This is a genomic window from Streptomyces sp. NPDC054863 (assembly GCF_053610825.1).
The window spans coordinates 1-21,290 of the sequence record NZ_JBSGZD010000085.1 but is presented as its reverse complement, the minus strand read 5'-3'; the positions used below and the strand labels follow the sequence as shown (position 1 = coordinate 21,290).

General features: G+C 72.7%; 17 protein-coding genes and 3 pseudogenes. 11 read left to right on the top strand and 9 right to left on the bottom strand.

From position 1 onward, the window contains the following. The first annotated feature begins 3 nt into the window (after positions 1–3). Together ACWGIG_RS17565 and ACWGIG_RS17560 are read left to right on the top strand one after the other, a co-directional pair. Complete coding sequence (locus tag ACWGIG_RS17565) at positions 4–666, top strand: hypothetical protein (protein WP_453322498.1); 663 nt, start codon at positions 4–6, stop codon at positions 664–666. Further along, positions 656–1,519, top strand: coding sequence for an inositol monophosphatase family protein (locus ACWGIG_RS17560; protein ID WP_453322497.1), 864 nt, complete (start codon positions 656–658; stop codon positions 1,517–1,519). Before ACWGIG_RS17565 ends, ACWGIG_RS17560 begins: the two co-directional genes overlap by 11 nt. Positions 1,520–1,595: 76 nt before the next feature. Here ACWGIG_RS17560 and ACWGIG_RS17555 read toward each other — a convergent pair whose 3' ends face one another. Beyond that, complete coding sequence (locus ACWGIG_RS17555) at positions 1,596–2,789, bottom strand: SLC13 family permease (RefSeq protein WP_453322504.1); 1,194 nt, start codon at positions 2,787–2,789, stop codon at positions 1,596–1,598. Positions 2,790–2,855: 66 nt separating this feature from the next. Between ACWGIG_RS17555 and ACWGIG_RS17550 the strand changes: the two genes are divergently transcribed. Continuing rightward, positions 2,856–8,750, top strand: a complete 5,895-nt coding sequence (locus ACWGIG_RS17550) for a WD40 domain-containing protein (RefSeq protein WP_453322496.1) — start codon at positions 2,856–2,858, stop codon at positions 8,748–8,750. On the opposite strand, the gene ACWGIG_RS17545 is transcribed toward ACWGIG_RS17550, so the two are convergent. Continuing rightward, the gene (locus ACWGIG_RS17545; RefSeq protein ID WP_453322495.1) at positions 8,674–10,314 is read right to left on the bottom strand and encodes an MFS transporter; all 1,641 of its coding nucleotides are present in this window, start codon (positions 10,312–10,314) and stop codon (positions 8,674–8,676) included. The genes ACWGIG_RS17550 and ACWGIG_RS17545 overlap by 77 nt on opposite strands. A gap of 183 nt (positions 10,315–10,497) precedes the next feature. On the opposite strand from ACWGIG_RS17545, the gene ACWGIG_RS17540 reads away from it, so the two are divergent. Beyond that, positions 10,498–11,010 (top strand): N-acetyltransferase family protein, encoded by a 513-nt coding sequence (locus ACWGIG_RS17540; protein ID WP_453322494.1) that lies wholly within the window; start codon positions 10,498–10,500, stop codon positions 11,008–11,010. A gap of 162 nt (positions 11,011–11,172) precedes the next feature. On the opposite strand, the gene ACWGIG_RS17535 is transcribed toward ACWGIG_RS17540, so the two are convergent. Together ACWGIG_RS17535 and ACWGIG_RS17530 are read right to left on the bottom strand one after the other, a co-directional pair. After that, entirely contained in the window at positions 11,173–11,895 is a 723-nt protein-coding gene (locus ACWGIG_RS17535; RefSeq protein ID WP_453322503.1) for an SDR family NAD(P)-dependent oxidoreductase, read from the bottom strand. Between the two features lie 2 nt (positions 11,896–11,897). Continuing rightward, positions 11,898–12,050 (bottom strand): annotated as a pseudogene (locus ACWGIG_RS17530) (LLM class flavin-dependent oxidoreductase); the annotation flags it as partial. A 115-nt stretch (positions 12,051–12,165) separates the two neighbouring features. On the opposite strand from ACWGIG_RS17530, the gene ACWGIG_RS17525 reads away from it, so the two are divergent. The 3 genes from ACWGIG_RS17525 (at position 12,166) to ACWGIG_RS17515 (ending at position 14,377) form a co-directional block, all read left to right on the top strand. Further along, positions 12,166–12,786 carry a PadR family transcriptional regulator gene (locus ACWGIG_RS17525; RefSeq protein WP_453322493.1) on the top strand — a complete coding sequence of 207 codons (621 nt, stop codon included), beginning with the start codon at positions 12,166–12,168 and terminating at the stop codon, positions 12,784–12,786. A gap of 299 nt (positions 12,787–13,085) precedes the next feature. Beyond that, complete coding sequence (locus ACWGIG_RS17520; RefSeq protein WP_453322492.1) at positions 13,086–13,802, top strand: VWA domain-containing protein; 717 nt, start codon at positions 13,086–13,088, stop codon at positions 13,800–13,802. After that, the gene (locus ACWGIG_RS17515; protein WP_453322491.1) at positions 13,799–14,377 is read left to right on the top strand and encodes a HutD/Ves family protein; all 579 of its coding nucleotides are present in this window, start codon (positions 13,799–13,801) and stop codon (positions 14,375–14,377) included. Before ACWGIG_RS17520 ends, ACWGIG_RS17515 begins: the two co-directional genes overlap by 4 nt. A gap of 75 nt (positions 14,378–14,452) precedes the next feature. Here ACWGIG_RS17515 and ACWGIG_RS17510 read toward each other — a convergent pair whose 3' ends face one another. The 5 genes and pseudogenes from ACWGIG_RS17510 to ACWGIG_RS17490 form a co-directional block, all read right to left on the bottom strand. After that, positions 14,453–14,674: a hypothetical protein gene (locus ACWGIG_RS17510; RefSeq protein WP_453322490.1), complete on the bottom strand. Its 222-nt coding sequence runs from the start codon at positions 14,672–14,674 to the stop codon at positions 14,453–14,455. Between the two features lie 52 nt (positions 14,675–14,726). Next, positions 14,727–14,957, bottom strand: a pseudogene (locus tag ACWGIG_RS17505) (VOC family protein); the annotation flags it as partial. Between the two features lie 99 nt (positions 14,958–15,056). Next, positions 15,057–16,001 carry an acyl-CoA dehydrogenase family protein gene (locus tag ACWGIG_RS17500; protein WP_453322489.1) on the bottom strand — a complete coding sequence of 315 codons (945 nt, stop codon included), beginning with the start codon at positions 15,999–16,001 and terminating at the stop codon, positions 15,057–15,059. Continuing rightward, the gene (locus tag ACWGIG_RS17495) at positions 16,001–17,146 is read right to left on the bottom strand and encodes an acyl-CoA dehydrogenase family protein (protein WP_453322488.1); all 1,146 of its coding nucleotides are present in this window, start codon (positions 17,144–17,146) and stop codon (positions 16,001–16,003) included. The genes ACWGIG_RS17500 and ACWGIG_RS17495 overlap by 1 nt, the downstream gene beginning before the upstream one ends. A gap of 5 nt (positions 17,147–17,151) precedes the next feature. Then, positions 17,152–18,045 carry an enoyl-CoA hydratase gene (locus tag ACWGIG_RS17490; protein ID WP_453322487.1) on the bottom strand — a complete coding sequence of 298 codons (894 nt, stop codon included), beginning with the start codon at positions 18,043–18,045 and terminating at the stop codon, positions 17,152–17,154. Positions 18,046–18,299: 254 nt separating this feature from the next. Here ACWGIG_RS17490 and ACWGIG_RS17485 point away from each other — a divergent pair, with 254 nt between their 5' ends. From ACWGIG_RS17485 to ACWGIG_RS17470, 4 genes and pseudogenes are all read left to right on the top strand, one after another. Next, positions 18,300–19,085 carry an SDR family oxidoreductase gene (locus tag ACWGIG_RS17485; protein WP_453322486.1) on the top strand — a complete coding sequence of 262 codons (786 nt, stop codon included), beginning with the start codon at positions 18,300–18,302 and terminating at the stop codon, positions 19,083–19,085. A gap of 21 nt (positions 19,086–19,106) precedes the next feature. Further along, on the top strand, positions 19,107–19,718 hold the full coding sequence (locus ACWGIG_RS17480) for a TetR/AcrR family transcriptional regulator (RefSeq protein ID WP_453322485.1): 612 nt from the start codon (positions 19,107–19,109) through the stop codon (positions 19,716–19,718). A 26-nt stretch (positions 19,719–19,744) separates the two neighbouring features. After that, on the top strand, positions 19,745–20,902 hold the full coding sequence (locus ACWGIG_RS17475; protein WP_453322484.1) for an acetyl-CoA C-acetyltransferase: 1,158 nt from the start codon (positions 19,745–19,747) through the stop codon (positions 20,900–20,902). A 320-nt stretch (positions 20,903–21,222) separates the two neighbouring features. Beyond that, positions 21,223–21,290: pseudogene (locus ACWGIG_RS17470) on the top strand (cold-shock protein); the annotation flags it as partial.

The window sequence follows — 21,290 nt, the reverse complement described above, 5'->3', positions numbered from 1 at the left end:
CCCATGGACCACGTCTTGGACTACGACGAACTCGCAGCGGCACTGGACCGGACGCACGCCACCCTCCTGCACGACCGGGCGCGTGCCGCGCTCGCCGAAATAGCTTCCGGGGAGCGGGAGTTGCCCGCCGTGCGGCATCCGCTCGGTTTCCTCTGCCTGCCCCTGGTACGGGACGGCGCACGCGGCATCTGCGTCCACCTCTTCGAGCCGGGCCTCGCTCCCGAGCCCGGAACGTCACCGATGCACGCCCACAGCTGGGACCTGCGCAGCCACGTCCTGTACGGGCAGGTCGCCAACCTCCTCGTCCGTACGGAGTACGGCGCAGGCCGTCCCACCCACCGCGTCTTCGAGGTGCACAGCACGCCCGACGGCACCGACGAGATCCGCCCCACCCCCGTCCTGGTACGCAGCGAACCGGGACCCCGCAGGGTCAGTTCCGGCGGCGAGAGCTACACCCTGCCCGCCGGGGAGTTCCACGCCACCGAGGTACTGCCCGCCCGCCCGGCGGCCACCCTGGTCCTCGGCCTCGCCCGGCCCGGGTGCGCCGACCTGTCGCTCGGCCCGCTGGACGGCCGGGCCGGCCGGACGGCACGCCGGCTGTGCAGCACGGGACAGACCGTCCGGAACGTCAGCACGGCGCTCGGGAGGATGGACCATGCACGATGAGGAGCTCGCTTTCTCGTACGAGCGGAAGGTGGCAGCCGCAGCCGTCGAGGAGGCCGGTGGCCTGCTGCGCGACCGGTACGGGCAGGTGCGCACCGTCGCGGGGAAGGGCGCGGCGGGGGACGTGGTGACCGATCTCGACCTGGCGTCCGAGGAGATCGTGCTGGGGCGGCTGCGGCAGCACTTCCCCGGCGACCGGATCGTCTCGGAGGAGGCAGGGGAGGCAGGGGAGTTGGCGGGGGAAGCAGGGGAGTCGGGGGAGTTGGCGGGGGCGGGGCGGCGGACCTGGCTCGTCGACCCGTTGGACGGCAGCAACAACGTCGCGATCGGGCTCTGCGTGTACGTCGTCGGCGTCGGCCTCTGCCTCGGCGAACGCCCCGTCGTCGGCGTCGTCCACGAGCCGGTCAGCCACCAGACCTGGTACGCCGTCGCCGGGCAGGGCGCCCACGGTCCCGGCGGGCCGCTGCCGGGGCCGGCCCCCGTGCTCCCCGCCGCCGGACCCCTCGTCGCCTGGACCCAGGGGTACTCGGTGACGCGCGCCGACCCCGTTGCCGCCGCTCTGCGCACCACCCTGGAGCAGCGCTGCCGCCGGGTCCTGCAGCTGTGGGCGCCGCTCGTGGGGTGGAGCCTGCTGGCCAGGGGGGCCATCGACGCGTTCGTCGGTTACCGGGCGGAGGGCATCGACCTGCCCGCCGGGGCGCTGCTCGCCGCCGAGGCGGGAGTCGAGCTGCGGACGCTCCAAGGGGCGCCGTTCCGGCCGGGGTTCAGCGGGCCGGGCAGTGGGCGGAGCTTCGTGGCGGGTCGGGGCGAGACGCTGGACTACGTACTGGAGGAGGTGGCCAGGGCCACCCGCTGAGCCACGGCCGCAGGCCGGTTCACTGAGCCGCAGCCGCAGCCGCCCGCCGGTTCGCTGGGCCACGGCCGTCCGCCCGTCAGGTCGTGGCCGCCAGCGCCAGCGTCGCGGCGAGCGTGCCCGCGACCGCGAGCACCAGGCCCGTGCCGAGGAAGCGGCCGATGGCGATCTGCGTACCGTGCCAGCGGCAGCGTTCGAACCACAGCAGGGTGGCGAGGGACGCCCACGGGGTGACGACCGGGCCGACGTTGACGCCGACGAGGAGGGCCAGGAGCTGGTGGTGGTTGCCGTCGGGGACGGCCGCCTCGCCCGCCACGTACGCGGGCAGGTTGTTCAGTACGTTCGAGACGCCCGCTCCGACGCCCGCCGAGCGCAGCATGCCGAGCAGTCCGTCGTCGGAGCCGAGGGCGGCGGCGAGCAGGGTGTGCAGGCCGTTGCTGTTGACACTCTCCACGACCAGGAACATGCCGGGCACCAGCACCAGCAGCCGCCACGGGATCAGTGACCACTTCAGCTCGCCCCGGCGGCGGACCGCGAACACCACCACGACGACCAGTGCGGCGGCGCCCGACGCCGCCCACAGCGCCACGTCCGCCACCAGGATGGCGAGCAGGAACCCGCCGCACGCCGCCGCGCTCACCCGGAACAGCACCGGATCCGCCGGGACCGGAGCCGTCGGCGGCGTGTACCGGTCGGCGCCGCGTCTGCCGCGCCGCCAGTAGAAGCCCCACAGGCAGGCCATCGTCACCGCGATCGAGGCGAGCTGCGCGGCCCACAGGGTGGCGGCCAGACCGGAGGCGGAGAGCGCGATCCGGTCGGCGGCGAGGAGATTGGTGAGGTTGCTGGCGGGGAGCAGGAGACTGGCGGTGTTCGCGAGCCACACCGTCGTCATCGCCATCGGCAGCGCGGCGATGCCCACCCGGGCCGCGAGCGCCAGCATCACCGGCGTCAGGAGCACCGCCGTGGTGTCGAGGTTCAGGGCGATGGTGGTGACGGACGCGAAGACGACGCACAGCCCGAACAGCGCGAGGTAGTTGCCGCGTGCCGTGCGGGCCACCCACGACGCGACGACGTCGAAGACACCCGCCTTCCCCGTCAGCTCACCGAGCACGATCACCGTCGCGAGGAACGCGAGGAGCGGCCCGATGCGTGCCATCACGTCCCCGGCGGGACCGGTCGGCAGCAGCCCCGTCGCCACCGCGACCAGCCCGAGCGCGAGCAGCCCGAAAGCCACCCAGTCCAGTGGATGGAGGCGCCGGAGCGGGCCGGGCAGGGGACGGCTGAGAAGGGGCACGCGCGCCACATTAATTCCTTGGTACGGCGCTTTACCATGAGGCGTATGGCGACCAACGGTGAACTCGGCGACGGGTCAAGTGAGTTGGACTTCTTCATCAGCTACTCCCCGGCCGACGAGCAGTGGGCGTCCTGGATAGCGTGGACGCTGGAGGAGGCCGGCTACCGGACCGTCGTACAGGCCTGGGACTTCGTCGCGGGCACCAACTTCATCGACTTCATGGACCGGGGCGTCAGCGAGTCCGCCGCCGTCATCGCCGTGCTCTCCCGCCACTACGCCCGCTCCACGTACGGCCGCATGGAGTGGCAGGCCGCCCTGCGCGCCTCGCCGCAGGCGCCGGAGCGCAGACTGCTGACCGTCCGCGTGGAGGACATCCCCATCGAGGGGCTGCTCGCCACCCTCACGTACGTCGACCTGGTGGGCGTCGCCGACCCGCAGACCGCCCGCTCCATGCTCCTCACCCGTATCGAACAGGCCCTGGACGGCAACGCCCGACCCCTGCGCCGCCCCGGCTTCCCCGGCAGCGCGCGCCAGGCGTCCGCCCTGCCCGACGCGCCGGGGCCCGCGGGCCCCAGCAGGCTCGGCGGCCCCGGCTGGGCGGGCCGGCGGCGCCCGGTCCGCGCACCCGCCTACCCGCTGTCCGGCGGCAGCGGCGGCGGCCGGGGCGAGGTCAGCGTCCTGCACCTGGCCGGGCCCGACTTCGGGCGGGGCCGCGAACCCGACACCCTCGCCCGGGAGATCCGCGGCGACCTCATCGAACTCCGCGACGCGGGCGCCCCCGACCCCGGCCTCCTCGTGGTCACCGGCGACCTCACCGCATCGGGCAGCCCCCGCGAGTGCGACCAGGCCCTCAGCTTCCTCACCGCGCTGCGCTCCCAATTGGAACTGCCGCCGCAGCGCGTCGTCATCGTGCCCGGCGGGCAGGACGTCAGCCAGGCCGCCTGCCTGGGCTACTTCCACACCTGCGAGGCCGACGAGGTCGCCCCGCAGCCTCCGTACTGGCCGAAGTGGCGGCACTACACCCGGCTGTTCCGCAGCTTCTACCAGGGTCTGGACACCGTCTTCGACAGCGACCAGCCGTGGACCCTGTTCCCGGTGCCGGAACTGCACACGGTCGTCGCCGGATTCAACTCCTCCATCGCCTTCAGCCACCGCCCCGAGGAGCAGTACGGACTGATCGGCCGCGACCAGGCCGCCTGGTTCGCCGAGTCCCTGCGCCGGTACGAGGCGGAGGGCTGGCTCCGCATCGGCGCGCTGCGGCACCCGCTCACCGCCGCGCACCGGCCGGGCGACGCGGCGGGCGGCCCCGGCGCCCTGCGCGACGCCGACACCTTCGCCCGGCTCGCCGCACCCCGCCTGAACCTGCTGCTGCACGGGCCGACGGGCGGACCGCGCACGGACACCGGGCGGCCGAGCCACTCGGAGCCGGCGGCCGGCCCCGGCGCCGCGAAGTCCGGCCCCGCCCCCCTCCAGGTCTTCGGCGCCGCCGCCCCCGCCCGCTTCCAACTGCTCCGGATCACCGCCGACGGCGCCGAGCGCTGGAGCGACCGCCCCGCCGCCGCCCCGCAGTCCTTCGCCGCCGACTGGCACCGCACCTCCCGCGTCTTTCCCGTCCCCGACCTGCCGGACCTCGCCTTCGCCGACGTACCGCCGCAGCCGGAACCCCCGGCCGACCCCGCCGACTCCCTCGTGGAGCGCGTCAAGGAGATCTGCCGGGTCCGCCGCGAGGGCGTCAGCCTCCGTGACGCGGCCCGCCGCTCGCCCGAGGACATGGCGCAGATACTGGCCACCTGGCAGGAGGACGGCGTCGTGCGCCAGCAGCGCATCGCCGTCCACCCCTCCACCCCCACCGAGGACGACCTCGACCGGTTCGCCGCGCAGGTCCACGCGAGCGCCGCCACCAGCAACGACACGGCCGAAGCCGTCCTCGTGTACGCGGGCGACGCCCCGGAGCGCGGCCTGCGCGAACGCGCCGCCCGACACGGGGTGCGCGTCCAGGTGCGCAGCTTCCTCCAGTTCCAAGGGCTGCTCGACCTGCGCGGACACGTCGCCGCCCAGAGCGCGCACCTGCACGCGGGCGGCCAGTACGCCCCCGACCTGTACCTCCCGCAGCGCTACCGCGACACCTCCCGCCGCGACGGCCAGGGCGCCGCCGAACGCGACGGCCTCGTGGAGGCACTCCTCGAACTCCTCGACGACGACCACGGCCGCTTCGTGCTCCTCCTCGGCGACTTCGGCCACGGCAAGACCTTCGCCCTGCGCGAGCTGGCCCGCCGCATCCCCGAGCAACTCCCGCACCTGATCCCGCTGTTGATCCCGCTCAACACACTCGACCGGGCCCAGAGCCTGGAAGGCCTGGTCGCCGCCCACCTGGCGAGCCACCACGTCGACACCATCGACCTGCGGGCCCTGCGCTACATGCTCGCCCAGGGCCGCGTCGTCCTCCTCTTCGACGGCTTCGACGAACTCGTCAACCGGGTCAGCTACGACAGCGCCGCCGACCACCTCAAGGTCCTCATCGACGCCTGCGTCGGCAACACCAAGATCGTGGTGAGCAGCCGCACCCAGCACTTCAAGAACCAGCAGCAGGTCCTCACCGCACTCGGCGAGCAGGTCGGCCTCCTCCCGCAGCGCAAGGTGCTGTCCGTCGAAGGGTTCACCCCGCAGCAGATCCACGCCTACCTGCGCAACACCTATGCCGACGCCCACGTCGCCGAACAGCGCTTCCACCTCCTCCAGGGCATCCCCGACCTCCTCGCCCTGTGCCGCAACCCCCGTCTGCTGTCCTTCGTCGCCGACCTCTCCGCCGACCAACTGCGCACCGTCGCGGGCGCGGGCCGCGCCCTCAGCCCGGCGCGCCTGTACGAGGACGTGTTCACCGCCTGGCTGAGCTACGAGGAAGTACGCGGCCAGGGCGGCCCCGGCGCCCCGCCGGGACTGAACATCGACGCCCTGTGGAAGGCCGTCACCGCACTCGCCCTGCGGCTGTGGGAGTCCGGGCGCTCCGCCCTGCGGCTCGACGAGCTCACCGATCTGTCCGCCCGCACCCTCACCGGGCTCACCGCGTCCCCGATGACGGTCCACGAGTCCGCGCAGGCCGTCGGCGCGGGCACCCTTCTCGTACGTTCCGACGAGGGGGTGTTCCAGTTCATCCACGGCTCCGTCGTGGAGTGGCTCGTCGCCCGCGAGGCCGCCGCCCAGCTCGGCCGCGGGCAGTACGGACTGCTGTCCGCCGGACTTCTCAGCCAGCTCTCCGTGGAGTTCCTCTGCGACCTCGCCGACCACGAGAAGTGCGTCCGCTGGGTCCGCAACGTCCTCGACACCCCGGGACACGGCGGCTCGGACGCCGCCCGCGCCAACGCCGTACGCATCAGCAACCGCCTCAAGGTGCCCTCGCACGCCGACCTGCGCGGCGCCCGTCTCGCCGGTGAGGACCTCTCGCACCGCGACTTCTCCGGCGTCGACCTGACCGGCGCCGACCTCACCGACGCCACCCTCGTCGGCGCCAACCTCTCCCGCGCCGACCTCACGGACGCCACCCTCGTCGGCGCCCGTCTCGACCGCGCCGACCTCACCGGAGCCGACCTCACCCGCGCCGACCTCGCCCGCGCCCGCCTCACCCGGGCCCGCCTCGAAGGCGCCACGCTGACCGGCAGCAACTGGCCGCGCGCCGCCCTCATCGACGTCCGGATGGACGAGGCCGTGCGCACCGCCCCCGAACTGCGGCGCGCCGCCGTCGCCCCCGGCATGCCCGTGGAGGCCGGCTTCCGGCCGTCAGCCGTGGGCGTCCCGTACGGCTTCGACATGCGGACGAGCAGGCTCCCCGAGCCCATCGCGTACAGCCCCGACGGCGAACTCCTCGCCGTCGGCAGCGAGGACGGCGGCGTCCTGCTGTGCGGCACCGACAACGGCCTCGCGCTGCGCACCCTCCAGGGGCACGTCGGCCGCGTGTACGCGGTGAAGTTCCGCCCCGACACCATCGCGACGGGCGGCGCCGACGGGACCGTACGCCTGTGGGACCCGGTCTCCGGGCGCTGCCTGCACCGCCTGGAGGTCCACCCCGACGGGGTGTGGCCCGTCTCCCTCGACACGGCGGGCAGCCGCCTCGCCACCGGCGACCGGGAGGGCCTGGTCACCGTCTGGGACACCGCCACCGGGCAGCCCCTGCACCGGCTGCCGGGGCACACCGCACCCGTCTACACGACCGTCTTCAGCCCGGACGGCCGCCTCCTGGTCACCGGCGACGCGGGCGCCCGCGTCCGCGTCTGGGACCTGGCCACCGGCCGCTGCGTCCAGGAGGCCCCGGGACACCAAGGGGCCGTCTACCGGGCCCGGTTCAGCCCGGACGGCAGCATCTTCGCCACCGCCGACATGGGCGCGGAAGATGCGGGCGCCCACGGCACGGTCCGCATCTGGGCCACCGAAGGCACCCGCCTCCTGCACGAACTCACCGGCCACGCGGGACGCGTCTACACCCTCGACTTCCACCCCTCGGGCACCCTCCTCGCCAGCGGCGACACCGAGGGCCGGATCCGCCTCTGGGACCCCGTCGTCGGCACCCCCGCCGGAACCCTGGAAAGCTTCACCGGCGCCGTCTACCAGGTCCTCTTCGGCGACGACGGCAAGCTCCTCGCCGCCTGCGACAGCGACGGCGCCGTCCGCGTGTGGACGGTCACCGACCGCCGCAGCGGCGGCCACACCGTCACGCTGCGCCCCCGCCAGCCCGCCGAGCACCGGGGCGCCGCCTGGGCCTGCGCGTTCCGCCCCGGCGACAGCCAGCTCCTCACCGTCGGCAACGACGGCGGCGCCCGCATCTGGGACGCCGCGACGGGCCAGGGCAAACGCATCCTGCGCGGCCACGGCCGCCGCGTCGCCTCCGTCGCGTTCAGCGCGGACGGCGGCCAGCTCGCCGCCACCGGCAACGACGGCGTCGTCCGCCTGTGGGACACCCGCACCGGGCAGCGCAGCCACGAACTCACAGGACGCGGCGACCGGTTGGTGTCCGCCGCCTTCAGCCCCGCCGAAGCCGTACTCGCCACCGCGAGCAACGACGGCGACATCTACCTGTGGAACCCGGCGGGCGGCGAGTACCTCCGCGAGTTCGACGCGGAGACCGAACACGTCTGGGCGGTCGCCTTCAGCAGCGACGGCGTCCTGCTCGCCACCGCCAACGACGACGACTCCGTACGCCTGTGGTACCGCTCCACCGGCGCCCACGTCTCCGAGCTCGACCAGCACCGGGGCCGGGTCCGCTCCATCGCGTTCCGTCCCGGCAGCGCCGTCCTCGCCACCGGCTGCGACGACAGCCACGTACGGATCTGCGACGGCACGACCGGCGAGCTGCTCGCCGACCTGACCGGGCACACGGACCGGGTGTACGGCGTCGCCTTCGGGTCGGGCGGGCAGAGCGGGCAGACCGTGCAGGGGGAGTGGCTGGTCAGCGCGGGCTGGGACGGCACCGTTCTGATCTGGCGGGACGGCGAGGTCGTGCACCGGTTCGAAGGGCTCGGCGGCCGGTTCTGGACGGTGGCCGCCCACCCCACCCGCCCCCTGGTCGCGGCGGCCGGCGACGACCGCCGCATCCTGCTCTGGGACGCCGGTACCGGTCAGCAGGTCGCCGACCTGACCGGGCACACCGGCCGCGTGCTGTCGGTCGAATTCTCCCCGGACGGTACGACGCTGGCCAGCGGCGGCGAGGACGGCACGGTCCGGCTGTGGAACCTGCGGCCCGACGGCTCCGCGACCCTGCGGGCCATCCTGGTCGGCGTGCCGGACGCGTGGGCGGCGCTCACCCCGGGCGGCGGGTACAAGAGCGACGGAGACGTGGACGGCGAGTTCTGGCACGCGGTGGGCATGGCCCGCTTCACCCCCGGAGAGCTGGACGAGTTCCTTCCGGGGGTGCACCGGCTGCCGCTGGGAGAAGAGCTCCGGAGGCCGTGAGCGGTTCGGCGTCGCGCGGTTCGGCGTCGGGCCGCTCGGCGTCGGGCCGCTCGGCGTCGGGCCGCTCGGCGCCGGGCTGCTCGGTGTCGGGCTCCTCGGCACCAGGCTCCTCGGCGCCGGGCTGCTCAGTGCCGGGCGTTTCGGGTACGGGGTGGAGCATCCACCGCACGAGGAGCGCGGCCCCCGTCATGACGACCGCCACCACGATCAGCGCGAGCTTCCACGCGTACGTGAACTCCGTCGCGAGCAGCGCCTGTCGGGCTCCCTCCAGCCTGCCGGCCGCCACGTCGGCGGCCAGCTCGCCGTCGCCGAGCCGCACCCCGAGCAGTCCGATCAGGGCCGCCCCGAAGACGGCCAGCATCAGTGAGTTCGAGCCGGCCCTGACCGTGTTGAGGAGACCGGACGCCATGCCGATGCGGGACTGGTCGACCATGCTCATCGCCTGACCGTCGACCAGCCCCATGGCGAGGCCGTTCGCGATGCCGATCAGGGCGAGGGGCGCGGCCAGTTGCGCCGCCCCGACGCCCGGGTGCAGGAGCACGACGAGGAGCGCGTTGCCGGTGGCGGACAGGGCGAGCGCGGTGACCAGCAGATGGCGGGGGAGCACGCCCCGGCCGATCAGCCGGGCGCCGAGCTGCGGGACGACGAACACCGGAGCCGTCATCAGCAGCATCACCAGGCCCGCGGCGTTCGCCGAGAGTCCGTTCGCACCCTGGAGGTAGGTCGGGAAGTAGATCATGACGCCGGACGAACCGAGCGCGATGGCCGTGCCGCCCACGATCCAGCCCATGAAGCGCCGGTCCCGGACCAGCGCCAGGTCCAGCAGGGGGTGGCTGCTGCGGCGCTCGACGCGCACGAAGAGCGCGAGCAGGGCGAGACCGGCCGCCAGTCCGGCCCAGCGGGCCGCCCCGCTCTGGGTGATCGCGAACATGGTCAGTCCGAGACCGGCGATGAACGTCACCGCACCCGGCCGGTCCACCTTCGGCCGCTGCGCCGCCCGCGACTCCTGCATGAAGAGCGTGGCGACGAGGATCACGACCCCGGCCACGCCGAACACCAGGAAGGCCGTACGCCACCCGAAGGAGCCGACCAGCAGCCCGGACAGCGAAGGGCCGACCGCGATGCCGATGCCCGCGACCGTGCCGACCGCCGCGAACACCCGTGTCCTGGCGGCCACTTCGAAGGTGGCGGCCAGGATCGCGCCGCCGCCCGCCATCACCCCGGCCGCGCCGACACCGGACAGGGTGCGCGCCACGTCCAGGACCAGGATGTCGTGGGCGGTGGAGGCGACGAAGGTACCCGCCGTGTAGAGGGCGGCGCCCGTCGCGTACACCTTGCGCCGGCCGAACAGGTCACCGAGCGAACCCGCGACGAGCATCACGGCCGACGCGGTGAGGAAGTAGCCGGTGACCACCCACTGGAGGGAGGGCCCCGACGCGTCGAGGGCACGGCCGATCTCCGGGAGGGCGATGGTCGTGCCCGACATCGACATGGGGAGCGTGAGATAACCGAGCAGCACGATCAGCAGGGTGAGCGCGGGGCGGGTGACGCGTATCGGCTTCATGAGCGCCACCCTCCGATCTGAAGCGCACTTGAGGTCAAGTCCCTTTGCCGCAGGGGCTCGTGTCCGTCCCCCGGGTCCCCGTCCCGATCCCGGCGCCGGAGCTGGACAGAACGGCCTCCGGCGAGTACACCGAGTGACACGGTTCGTGCGTAGTCGCCGGGGGACGAGAGAAATGAGGACGGTATGTGGCCTCAAAAGGAGAGCTTTTTACCGAAGTGCACCGAATCGGCGGAAGTCCGGACCGCTACGGAGCGTGACCTCCCCCGGCTGGTCGCGCTGGACTGCGCGGCCTACGGAGGCGAGGGCTACGGGTACCCCGTGCTGCGCCAGTTGCTCGACGTGCACGGCGCGGGGCTGCTGGCGCTCGACGTCGGTGACGAGAGCACCGGCCTCGCCGGGTACGTACTGATCGCCAACGCCGCCCGCTCCTGGGAGAGCTGGCTCCTCAGCCTGGTCGTCGACAAGCGGTTCCAGGGCTGCGGTCACGGCCGGAGGCTGCTGTCCGAGGCGGTGCGGCTGGCCGAGCGGAGCGGAGTGGACGAGATCCGGGCGAGCGTGGAGCCCGGCAACCGTGCGGCTGTCGGGCTCTTCCGCTCCCTCGACTTCGTCCTGGAGGCCGACGTGGCGGACTACTCGGGCCCCGGCGAGCACCGGCTGGTGATGTGCCGGTCGATCAGCCGGTACCCGATGAGGTGAGCGGGCCGGGCGGCTTCGACCGCCCGTGGGTCCGCGTCATCCGGTCGTGGGTCCGTGTCGACCGCCCGTGGGTCCGTGTCGACCGCCCGTGGGTCCGCGTCATCCGGCCGTGGGTCCGCGTCATCCGGCCGTGGGTCCGTGTCGGCCGCCCGCCGATCCGCTTCATCCGGCCGTGGAACCGCCGTCGACGGTGAATTCCGCGCCCGTGATGTACGACGACGCGTCCGACACCAGGAACCGCACCAGCTCGCCGACCTCCTCCGGGTGTCCCATCCGGCCCAGCGGCAGATGCGACCAGTCCCGGCCGGCCGTGACCGCGATCATCGGGGTGTCGATCGCGCCCGGGTGCACGGAGTTGACCCTGACCCGGTACTTCGCCAGGTCCAGCGCGGACGACCGGGTCAGCCCGCGCAGGGCGAACTTCGTCGACCCGTACGCCGCGTGGCCGGGGATGCCGACCAGGCCCGCCGTCGACGACACGTTGACGATCACGCCGCCGCCCGCCTCCCTGAGCGCGGGCAGCACCGCCTGGATGCCGAGGAAGGGGCCGAGGAGATTGACCCGGAACAGGGCCTCGAAGTTCTCCCGGGTCTCCTTCTCGACGGACGCGGTCCGCCACAGGGCGGCGTTGTTGACCAGGGCGTCGATCCGGCCGAAGGTCTCCCGCGCGGCCGTCGCCACCTCCGCCCAGCTCGCCGCGTCCGACACGTCGTGCCGTACGAACAGCCCTTGCCCGCCAAGGGACTTGACGACCTCGCGGCCCTCCTCCTCCCTGATGTCCGTGGCGACCACCCGCGCCCCGGCCTCGGCCAACAGCCGGGCCTCGGCCGCACCCTGGCCACGGCCGGCCCCGGTGACGACGACGACCTTTCCCTCCAGCGTGATGCTCACTTGCCCTCCAAGGCCTTGAAGTGGGGAATCACCGTCTCGCCCCACTGGCGGACGGTCTCCGTGCACGCCTCCTGCGGGACCGTGCCCATCTGGATCAGGCACCTCACCTCGTCGACGCCGATCTCGCGCAGTTGCTCGACGTAGTCGATCCATGCGGTGGTCCTCCCTCGGCCCATCCTGGTTATTCCTAATAGGAATGCTTCTAGCAGGTATGCCCCGTCCTGAGGAAGGGGGAGCGCGGGGTCCGCCCGTAGACTGCCGGGCGTGGCGAAGAAGGAAGCAGCAGGCGAGGGTGTGCGCGACGGCGGTGCGGAGGCGGCCCTCCCGGGGCTGCCCGCGACGAGCTGGGCGGTGCTCGGACTGCTCTCCTTCGGGCAGGAGCTGTCCGGCTACGACCTGAAGAAGTGGTCGGACCGGTCGCTGCGGTTCTTCTACTGGAGCCCGTCGTTCAGCCAGATCTACAGCGAGCTGAAGCGGCTGGAGAAGGCCGGATACGCCTCCTCGCGCCTGGTCGCCCAGGAGACCGGGACGCGCGACAAGCGGGTCTACCGGATCACCGGCTCAGGCATGGACGCGGTACGCCGCTGGGCCCGCGAGGCCCCCGTCGACCCGCCGGTCCTCAAGCACGGCCCGATGCTGCGGCTCTGGCTCGGCCACCTGCTCGCACCCGAGCAGATGCGCGAAGTCCTCGCCCGGCACCGGGAGTTCGCGGAGAAGATGCGCCGTCGCGCCGTCGCGGACGTGGAGGGCGCGAAGGACGAGGCGGCCTGGGCGTACCCGACCCTGACCCTGAAGTGGGCCGAGCGCTACTACGCCTCGGAACGCGACCTCGCCGACGAAATGCTCACCGACATCGAAAACCTGGAACGAGACACCCGCCCGTAGAGGGCACCCGGCACGGGCGCGCCCCCCAAGGGGCGCGGGGAACTGCGCGCCCGGCCACGCTCAACCCGCACGTCCGAGGCCACCTGACAGGGGTCGCGGGGGAACTGCGCAACCAGCCGCGCTCGACCCGCACGTCCCATCCCCCCGGCAGGGGTCACCGCACCGCCCACTTCCTCGGCTCGCCCACCACCCACCGCCGCCGTCCGGCGAAACTCCTGGGCCTCGACGCCCCGAACCGCCCGACCATGATCGCGTAACCTCGGCAGCCCGGATCGTACGTACGGAAAGCGGGTCCGCGCATGCCCATCGACCTCCGCAAGGTGGAGGAGACCGCCCCCGCGCTCGTCAGCCTCTACAAGAGCGCGGGCGTCAGCCTGCGCAAGCACCGCCTGGACGGGCAGCGCGCGGCCGTCTACCTCGTCGTCGACCACTCGGGCTCGATGAAGCCGTACTACAAGGACGGCAGCGTGCAGGCCCTCGCCGACCGGGTGCTCGGACTGGCGGCCCACTTCGACGACGACGGCACCGTCCCGGTCGTCTTCTTCTCCACGGACGTCGACGCGGTCACCGACATCGGCCTCGCCAACCACCGGGGCCGCGTCGAGGAGATCGCCGCGGGCCTCGGCCACATGGGCAGGACCAGCTACCACCTGGCCATGGACGCGGTCATCGACCACTACCTGGACAGCGGGTCCACCGCCCCCGCCCTGGTGGTCTTCCAGACGGACGGCGGGCCGGTCAACAAGCTCGCCGCCGAGAAGTACGTCTGCAAGGCCGCCGGGCTCCCGCTGTTCTGGCAGTTCGTCGGCTTCGGCAACACCCGCAGCAGCCAGTTCGACTTCCTCCGCAGACTCGACGAACTCGCCGTACCCGAAAAGCGGTTGGTCGACAACGCGGGCTACTTCCACGCGGGTGAGAACCCCTCCGACGTGCCCGAAGCAGACCTCTACGACCAGCTCGTACGAGAGTTCCCGGTCTGGCTGACGGCGGCCCGCGCGCAGGGAGTCCTGCGATGAGGGAGACGAGGACGACGAGGATTCTGCGCGCCGCCGACCGCACCGCCGTCCCCTGGAAGAACGGCGGCGGCATCACCCGCGAGATCACCGGCTTCCCGGCAGGCGCGTCGGCAGCCGGCTTCGAGTGGCGCGTCAGCCTCGCCGAGGTCGCCGCCGACGGCCCGTTCTCCGCGTTCCCCGACGTCGACCGCATCCTGACGATGGTCGAGGGCATGGGCATGGCCCTCACCCTGAACGGCACCGAACCCCGCCTCGTCGACACGCGCCACGTCCCCCAGCACTTTCCCGGCGACGTCCCCACCGACTGCCGTCTCCTCGACGGCCCGGTGGTCAATCTCAACCTCATGTACCGCAGGGGCGCGGACATCACGGCGCACGTCGAGGTCGTACGGGGGCGGCTCCGGCCGACGGTACCGCCGCACGGCAGCACGGTGATCGTGGCGCTGGACGCTCCGGCGGCCCTCCCCGGAGCGGGCCTCACCCTCGGCCCGTACGACGCGGTGGTGTGCACGGAGGATCCGGGCGCCCTGCACGCCGACGGCCGCGCGGCGGTCATCACGGTGCGGCACGGCTGAAGACGACTGTGCCCCCGCACCGGGAGACCTGAGGTGCGGGGGCACAGCGGCACGGGGCGTCCCGGCCGGTAGGGACTACTTCCCGGTCGCGGCCTGCCCCGCCTGGGCGACGTCGATGGCGGCCAGGGCGGCGGTCCGGGTGACGTCGTGCGTCGCGGTGTCCCGGACCTCGTCGAGCAGCTCGCCCGAGACGGGCACCGGACCGATCCGGTCGGTGGGCTCGGCGGCGTGCGCACCCGGGGCGGGGGAGACCAGGGCGGCGACAAAACCGGCGGCGAGAGAGGCGACAGCGGCCACGCTTCGTTTCTTCATGCCCTGCCCAACGCGCGGCGGGCCGATCGGTCACGCCCGGCGCCACGACCTCCGGGTGCGCGGCGGCCAGGTCCGGGACCGCCAGGTGCAGGTGGAGCTGCTGCGGAGAGCGAGGGTCCGGCCGGCGCGGCGGGCGGAGGTCCGCGGCGCGCTGGAAGGCGAGGACCTGGCCGTCCGGGGTGTGGACGGTCGCCCGGTCGTCGTCCACGGACCACTGCGGGTCGGGACGGTCGACCGTCCCGCCCACCAACGCCGAACAGAAACCCGCGAGTTGGAGCGGGCCGGGTCAGTCGAGAACGGTGCACCGAAGTCTGGCGATCATGCGCCGAGGACAGGGGTCGCACTGCACCGGCAGCCTGCCACCCCGTTACCCCTCCACCACCCGCGCCCTGCACTGCGCCGGCGTCCCCCATGCGTCCCGCAGCGGCCTGGCCTTCCGCAGCCACAGCGAGAGGTCGAGTTCCTGGGTGTAGCCGATCGCCCCGTGCAACTGGAGCGCGGTGAGGGCCGCCGCGTACGCCGCCTCGCCCGCGCCCACCTTCGCCGCCGCGATGTCGGCCGGGGCCATGCTCAGCGCCGCCCCGTACAGCAGCGGCCGGGCGAATTCGAGCCCGACCAGGGTGTCCGCGAGCCGGTGCTTCACCGCCTGGAAGGCACCGATCGGCGTACCGAACTGGGTGCGCTGCTTCACGTACGAGACCGTCTGCGCAAGCAGCGCGTCACCGACGCCGAGCGCCTGCGCGGCGGTCAGCAGACACGCGAAGTCCCGTGCCGCGTCGGTCACTTCGGATGTCACCTGGATCGGCCTGCCCGCCCCCGGGCGGTACAGCCGCCGCGCCGGGTCCGCCGACATGTGCAGCTCCCCGCCGGCCGGGACGAGGGCGGGCTCCGGCGACAGTACGAACACGGCGTCGGCTGCGTCCGCGTCCAGCGCGTACCCGCCGCCCTCCGTCAGGGTCACCATCGCCTCGCCCGCCGCGATCCGCGGCAGCCACTCCTTGGCCAGGGACGCGTCGCCCGCGAGCAGCACCGCCGCCGCAGCCGTCTCCACATACGGGCCGGGAACGACATGCCTGCCCAACTCACGGAGGGCGAGCGCGAGTTCGACCGTCAGCACGCCCACCCCTTCGTACGGCTCGGGGACGGCGAGCGCGAAGACGCCCGCCTCCGCGATCCGCGCCCACAGCGCGCGGCCAGGGCCGTGGTCCCCGGCCTCCCAGGCCCGTACGGCCGCCGGGGTGTCGGCCGCGGTCAGCATCGCGTCGAGCGAGCGGGCGAAGTCCCGCTGTTCACGGCTCAGCAGGAAGCGCATCAGCGGCGGCCCTTCGGGAGGCCGAGCAGGCGCTCGGCGATGATGTCGCGCTGGATCTCGTTCGTACCGGCGTAGATCGGTCCAGCGAGCGAGAAGAGATACCCCTCCGCCCACTCGCCGACAGCCAACTCGCCTTCGAACCCCATGAGGTCGAGGGCGCTCTCGTGCAGGGCGATGTCGTACTCGGACCAGAAGACCTTGTTCAGGCTGGACTCGGCGCCGATGGGTTCCCCCGCGGCGAAGCGCGAGGCGGCTTCCCAGGTGAAGAGCTGGTAGGCGCGCGCCCCGATCAGCGCGTCCGCGACCCTGTCCCGCATCGCCGTGTCGGACGGGTCCGCGCGCGTGCGCCAGTCGGCGGCCAGCCGGCCGGCGGCGGCCGTGAAGCGGCCGGGGGAGCGGAGCATCAGCCCGCGCTCGTTGCCGGTGGCCGACATGGCGATCCGCCAGCCCTGCCCCGGCTCCCCGATGACGTCCTCGTCGGGCACGAAGACCCCGTCGAGGAACAGCTCCGCGAAGGCGGGCCTGCCGTCGAGCCGCCCGATGGGGCGGACGGTGACCCCGGGTGCGCGCAGGTCGAACATCAGGTACGTCAGCCCCCGGTGCGGCCTGTCCGCGTCCGGGTCGGTGCGGAAGATGCCGAACGCGCGGTCCGCGAAGGCCGCCCGCGACGACCACGTCTTCTGGCCCGAGAGCAGCCAACCGCCCTTCGTGCGTACGGCGGTCGAGCGCAGCGACGCGAGGTCGGAACCCGATTCGGGCTCGGACCAGGCCTGCGCCCAGACGACCTCCCCCGTCGCCATCGACGGCAGCACGCGCGCCCGCTGTTCGACCGTCGCGTGGTCGAAGAGGGTCGGGGCGAGGAGATTGATGCCGTTCTGCGAGACCCGGCCGGGTGCGCCCGCGGCGAAGTACTCCTCCTCGAAGATCAGCCACCGGAAGATGTCCGCGCCCCGGCCGCCGTACTCCTCGGGCCACGACACGACCGACCAGCGGTCGGCGGCGAGGCGGGCCTCCCACTCGCGGTGGGCGGCGAAGCCCTCCCCGGTTTCCAGGGAGGGGAGCGGGGCGGCGGGGACGTGGGCCGCGAGCCACTCCCGCGCCTCGGTGCGGAAGGCGTCCTGCTCGGCGCTGAAGTCCAGGTCCATGGCGGTCAGTTGCCCGCCTTCTTCTTCATGGCCGCCACGTCCACGCCGCCCAGTGGGTCCTTCGCGGTCTCCGCGTTGTGCGCGTGCGCGAGGTGGTGCAGGCCGAAGACGGAGTCCATTCCGGTGTGCAGGCCCTGGAGGTCCTCGGCCTGGTTGACGGCGCGCTTGGTGAGGGCGAGGCCGAGACGCGGCATCTCGGCGATCCTCTCCGCCAACTCACTTGTGCGGTCGGACAGTTCGGCGCGCGGGACGACCCGGTTGACCATCCCGACCTCGTACGCCCGGTGCGCGCTCATCCGGTCGCCGGTGAACAGGAACTCCTTCGCGATGCGTGGCGGCATCACCCACGGGTGCGCGAAGTACTCGACGCCCGGGATGCCCATCCGTACGACGGGATCGGCGAAGAACGCGTCGTCGGAGGCCACGATCAGGTCGCAGATCCACGCCAGCATCAGCCCGCCCGCCACGCACGCCCCCTGCACGGACGCCACGACCGGCTTCGGCAGCTCGCGCCACCGCCTGCACATCCCCAGGTACACCTCGGACTCGCGGGCGAACCTGCTCTCCGCCCCCGCCTTGTCCGAGTGGTCCCACCACAGGCCCGCCCGCCGCTCGAAGGGCAGGTGGGCGTCGCGCTCGGGGGTGCCGATGTCGTGCCCGGCGGAGAAGTGCTCGCCCGCGCCGGCCAGGACGATCACCTTGACCCCGTCGTCCGCCGAGGCCCGGTAGAAGGCGGCGTCCAGGGCGTACGTCATCGCGGAGTTCTGGGCGTTGCGGTAGCGGGGCCGGTTGAGGGTGACGTACGCGACCGGGCCCCGGCGTTCGTACCGCACGGGTTCGGCGGCGGGTGCGTCGGCCGCATCGGGCGCATCGGCTGTGCCGGGCGTCTCGGCTGGCATGGCGGAACCATCCTTCCCTAACAAGTGTTTGGTAGGTTAACGTACGGCCATGAGTAGCGTCGAGGAGTTCCGCACCGGGATCCGGAACTGGCTACGGGATCAACTCGGGGGAGAATTCGCCGGGTTGAAGGGCCTGGGCGGTCCCGGCCGGGAACACGAGGCATGCGCGAGCCGGACGCGGGTTCGGACCTCGCCGAGGTCAGGCGCACCATCATCGCCGAGCGCGTGCTCGGACTTCCCGAGGAGGTACGGGCGTGAGCACAGCACCCGCATACGTGAAGGGGCACGGGCTCCTGGCGGGCCGCAGCGCCGTCGTCACCGCCGCGGCCGGGGCCGGGATCGGCGGAGCCACCGCGCGCCGCTTCCTGGAGGAGGGCGCCCGGGTCGTCATCGGCGACGCGCACGCACGGCGGCTGAAGGAGTCGCAGCAGGCACTCGCCGAGGAGTTCGGGGCCGACCGGGTCGACTCCCTCCCGTGCGACGTCACCGACGAGACCCAGGTCCAGGCCCTCTTCGCGCGGGCCGCCGAGCTCCACGGCGGCCTCGACCTCGTCGTCAACAACGCCGGGCTCGGCGGCACAGCCGACCTCGTCGACATGACCGACGACCAGTGGTCGAAGGTCCTGGACGTGACCCTGAACGGCACCTTCCGGTGCACCAGGGCCGCCCTGCGCGCCATGAAGGAGTCCGGCAACGGCGGCGTGATCGTCAACAACGCGTCCGTCATCGGCTGGCGCGCCCAGGCAGGACAGGCCCACTACGCCGCCGCGAAAGCGGGCGTCATGGCGCTCACCCGGTGCGCGGCGCTGGAGGCGGCCGGGTTCGGCGTACGCATCAACGCCGTGGCCCCCAGCCTGGCCATGCACCCGCACCTGGTGAAGGTGACGACGCCCGAGCTCCTCGCGGAACTGACCGCGCGCGAGGCCTTCGGCCGGTACGCCGAGCCGTGGGAGGTCGCCAACGTCATCGTCTTCCTGGCCAGCGGCTACTCCTCGTACATGACGGGGGAGACGGTCTCGGTCAGCAGCCGGCATGCGTGAGCACTCGACCACAATGAGCAGGTGCCTACCAAGAAGAAGCCCCAGGTGACCGCGGACCCCCGGCGCCGCCGCGAACTCCTCGACACCGCAGCCGAGGTCTTCGCCGCGCAGGGCTACAACGCCACCACCGTCCGCAAGGTCGCCGACGCGGCAGGGATGCTCGCCGGCAGCCTCTACTACCACTTCGATTCCAAGGAATCGATGCTCGACGAGATCCTCTCGACCTTCCTGACCGAGCTGTGGGAGGGGTACGACACCGTGCTCGCCGCCGGGCTCGGCCCCAGGGAGACCATCGAGGCCCTCGTCACCGAGTCCTTCCGGGAGATCGACCGGCACCGCGCCGCCGTCGCCATCTACCAGAAGGAGTCCAGGTACCTGGCCGCACAGCCCCGCTTCCACTACCTCGCCGACTCGCAGACCAAGTTCGAGAAGGCGTGGCTGGGGACGCTGGAGCGCGGCGTGGCCGACGGCGTCTTCCGGGACGAGCTCGACATCCGCCTCACGTACCGCTTCGTGCGCGACACGGTGTGGGTGGCGGCGTCCTGGTACCGGCCCGGCGGCCTGCACAGCCCCGAGGAGATCGCCCGCCAGTACCTGTCGATGGTGCTGGACGGAATCGCCGTACGTACGTGAGTGAACCCCTTACGGATGGAGTCGTCATGGCCGAGGCCTACATAGTCGAAGCGGTACGCACCCCCGTCGGCCGCCGGAAGGGCGCTCTCGGCGCCGTCCACCCCGCCGACCTCGGCGCGCACGTCCTGAAGGCCCTGGTCGAACGCTCGGGCATCGACCCGTCCGCCGTCGAGGACGTCGTCTTCGGCTGCCTGGACACCGTGGGCCCGCAGGCCGGCGACATCGCGCGCACGTCCTGGCTGGCGGCCGGACTCCCGGAGGAGGTGCCGGGCGTGACCGTCGACCGCCAGTGCGGCTCCTCGCAGCAGGCGGTCCACTTCGCCGCGCAGGCAGTCCTCTCCGGCACCCAGGACCTGGTCGTCGCGGGCGGCACCCAGAACATGACGCAGATCCCGATCGCCTTCGCCTCCCGCCGGGCCGCCGAGCCGCTGGGACTGACGCAGGGCCCGTTCGCCGGCTCGGAGGGCTGGCGCGCCCGGTACGGCGACGCGCCCGTCAACCAGTTCCACGGCGCGCAGCTCATCGCCGAGAAGTGGGGGATCTCGCGGCGCGACATGGAGGAGTTCGCCCTCCGCTCGCACCGGCGGGCGCTGCGGGCGATCGACGGGGGCCGCTTCGACCGGGAGACGGTGGCGTACGGGGACGTGACGGTCGACGAGGGCCCGCGCCGGGACACCTCGCTGGAGAAGATGGCGGGACTCGAACCGGTGATGGAGGGCGGCACGATCACCGCCGCCTGCTCCTCCCAGGTGTCCGACGGCGCGGCGGCGATGCTGATCGCGTCCGAGCGGGCGGTACGGGAGCACGGGCTGACGCCGCGCGCCCGCATCCACCACCTGTCGGTACGGGGCGAGGACCCCATCCGCATGCTGTCGGCGCCGATCCCCGCCACGGCGTACGCGCTGAAGAAGACCGGGATGACGATCGGGGAGATCGACCTGGTCGAGATCAACGAGGCCTTCGCGCCGGTCGCCCTGGCCTGGCTGAAGGAGACGGGCGCCGACCCCGGGCGGGTGAACGTGAACGGCGGAGCGATCGCCCTCGGCCACCCGCTGGGCGCCACCGGCGTCAGGCTGATGACGACGCTGCTGCACGAGCTGGAGCGGACGGGCGGGCGCTACGGCCTCCAGACGATGTGCGAGGGCGGCGGCCAGGCGAACGTGACGATCATCGAGCGGCTGTAGGGAAGCGGCATTCCGGGCGAAGGGCCGGAGAACACCGGGAGGCGCCGACAGGGCAAAGCGGGACGTAGGCCAAGGGACGGGCCAAGTGGCTCCTGACTTGGCAAGTTCCCCCGCGCGCCTGCCGCGGGGGCGTGCTACGGTAGTCGAGTTGCAGTTTTGGTACCCATGAACTTTATGTGCGCCTGACGAGAACTTCGGCAGGTGCACATTTGTTTTTCCGGTCATTGCCGGTTTCCGGCTCTCCGGATGGGGTCATTGCGGCGACGAGGAATTCGTAAAGTGCGGATTTCCGGCTCTGCCCCTGTTTTAGGAGATTTAAAATGGCTACTGGCACCGTGAAGTGGTTCAACTCGGAAAAGGGCTTCGGCTTCATTGAGCAGGACGGCGG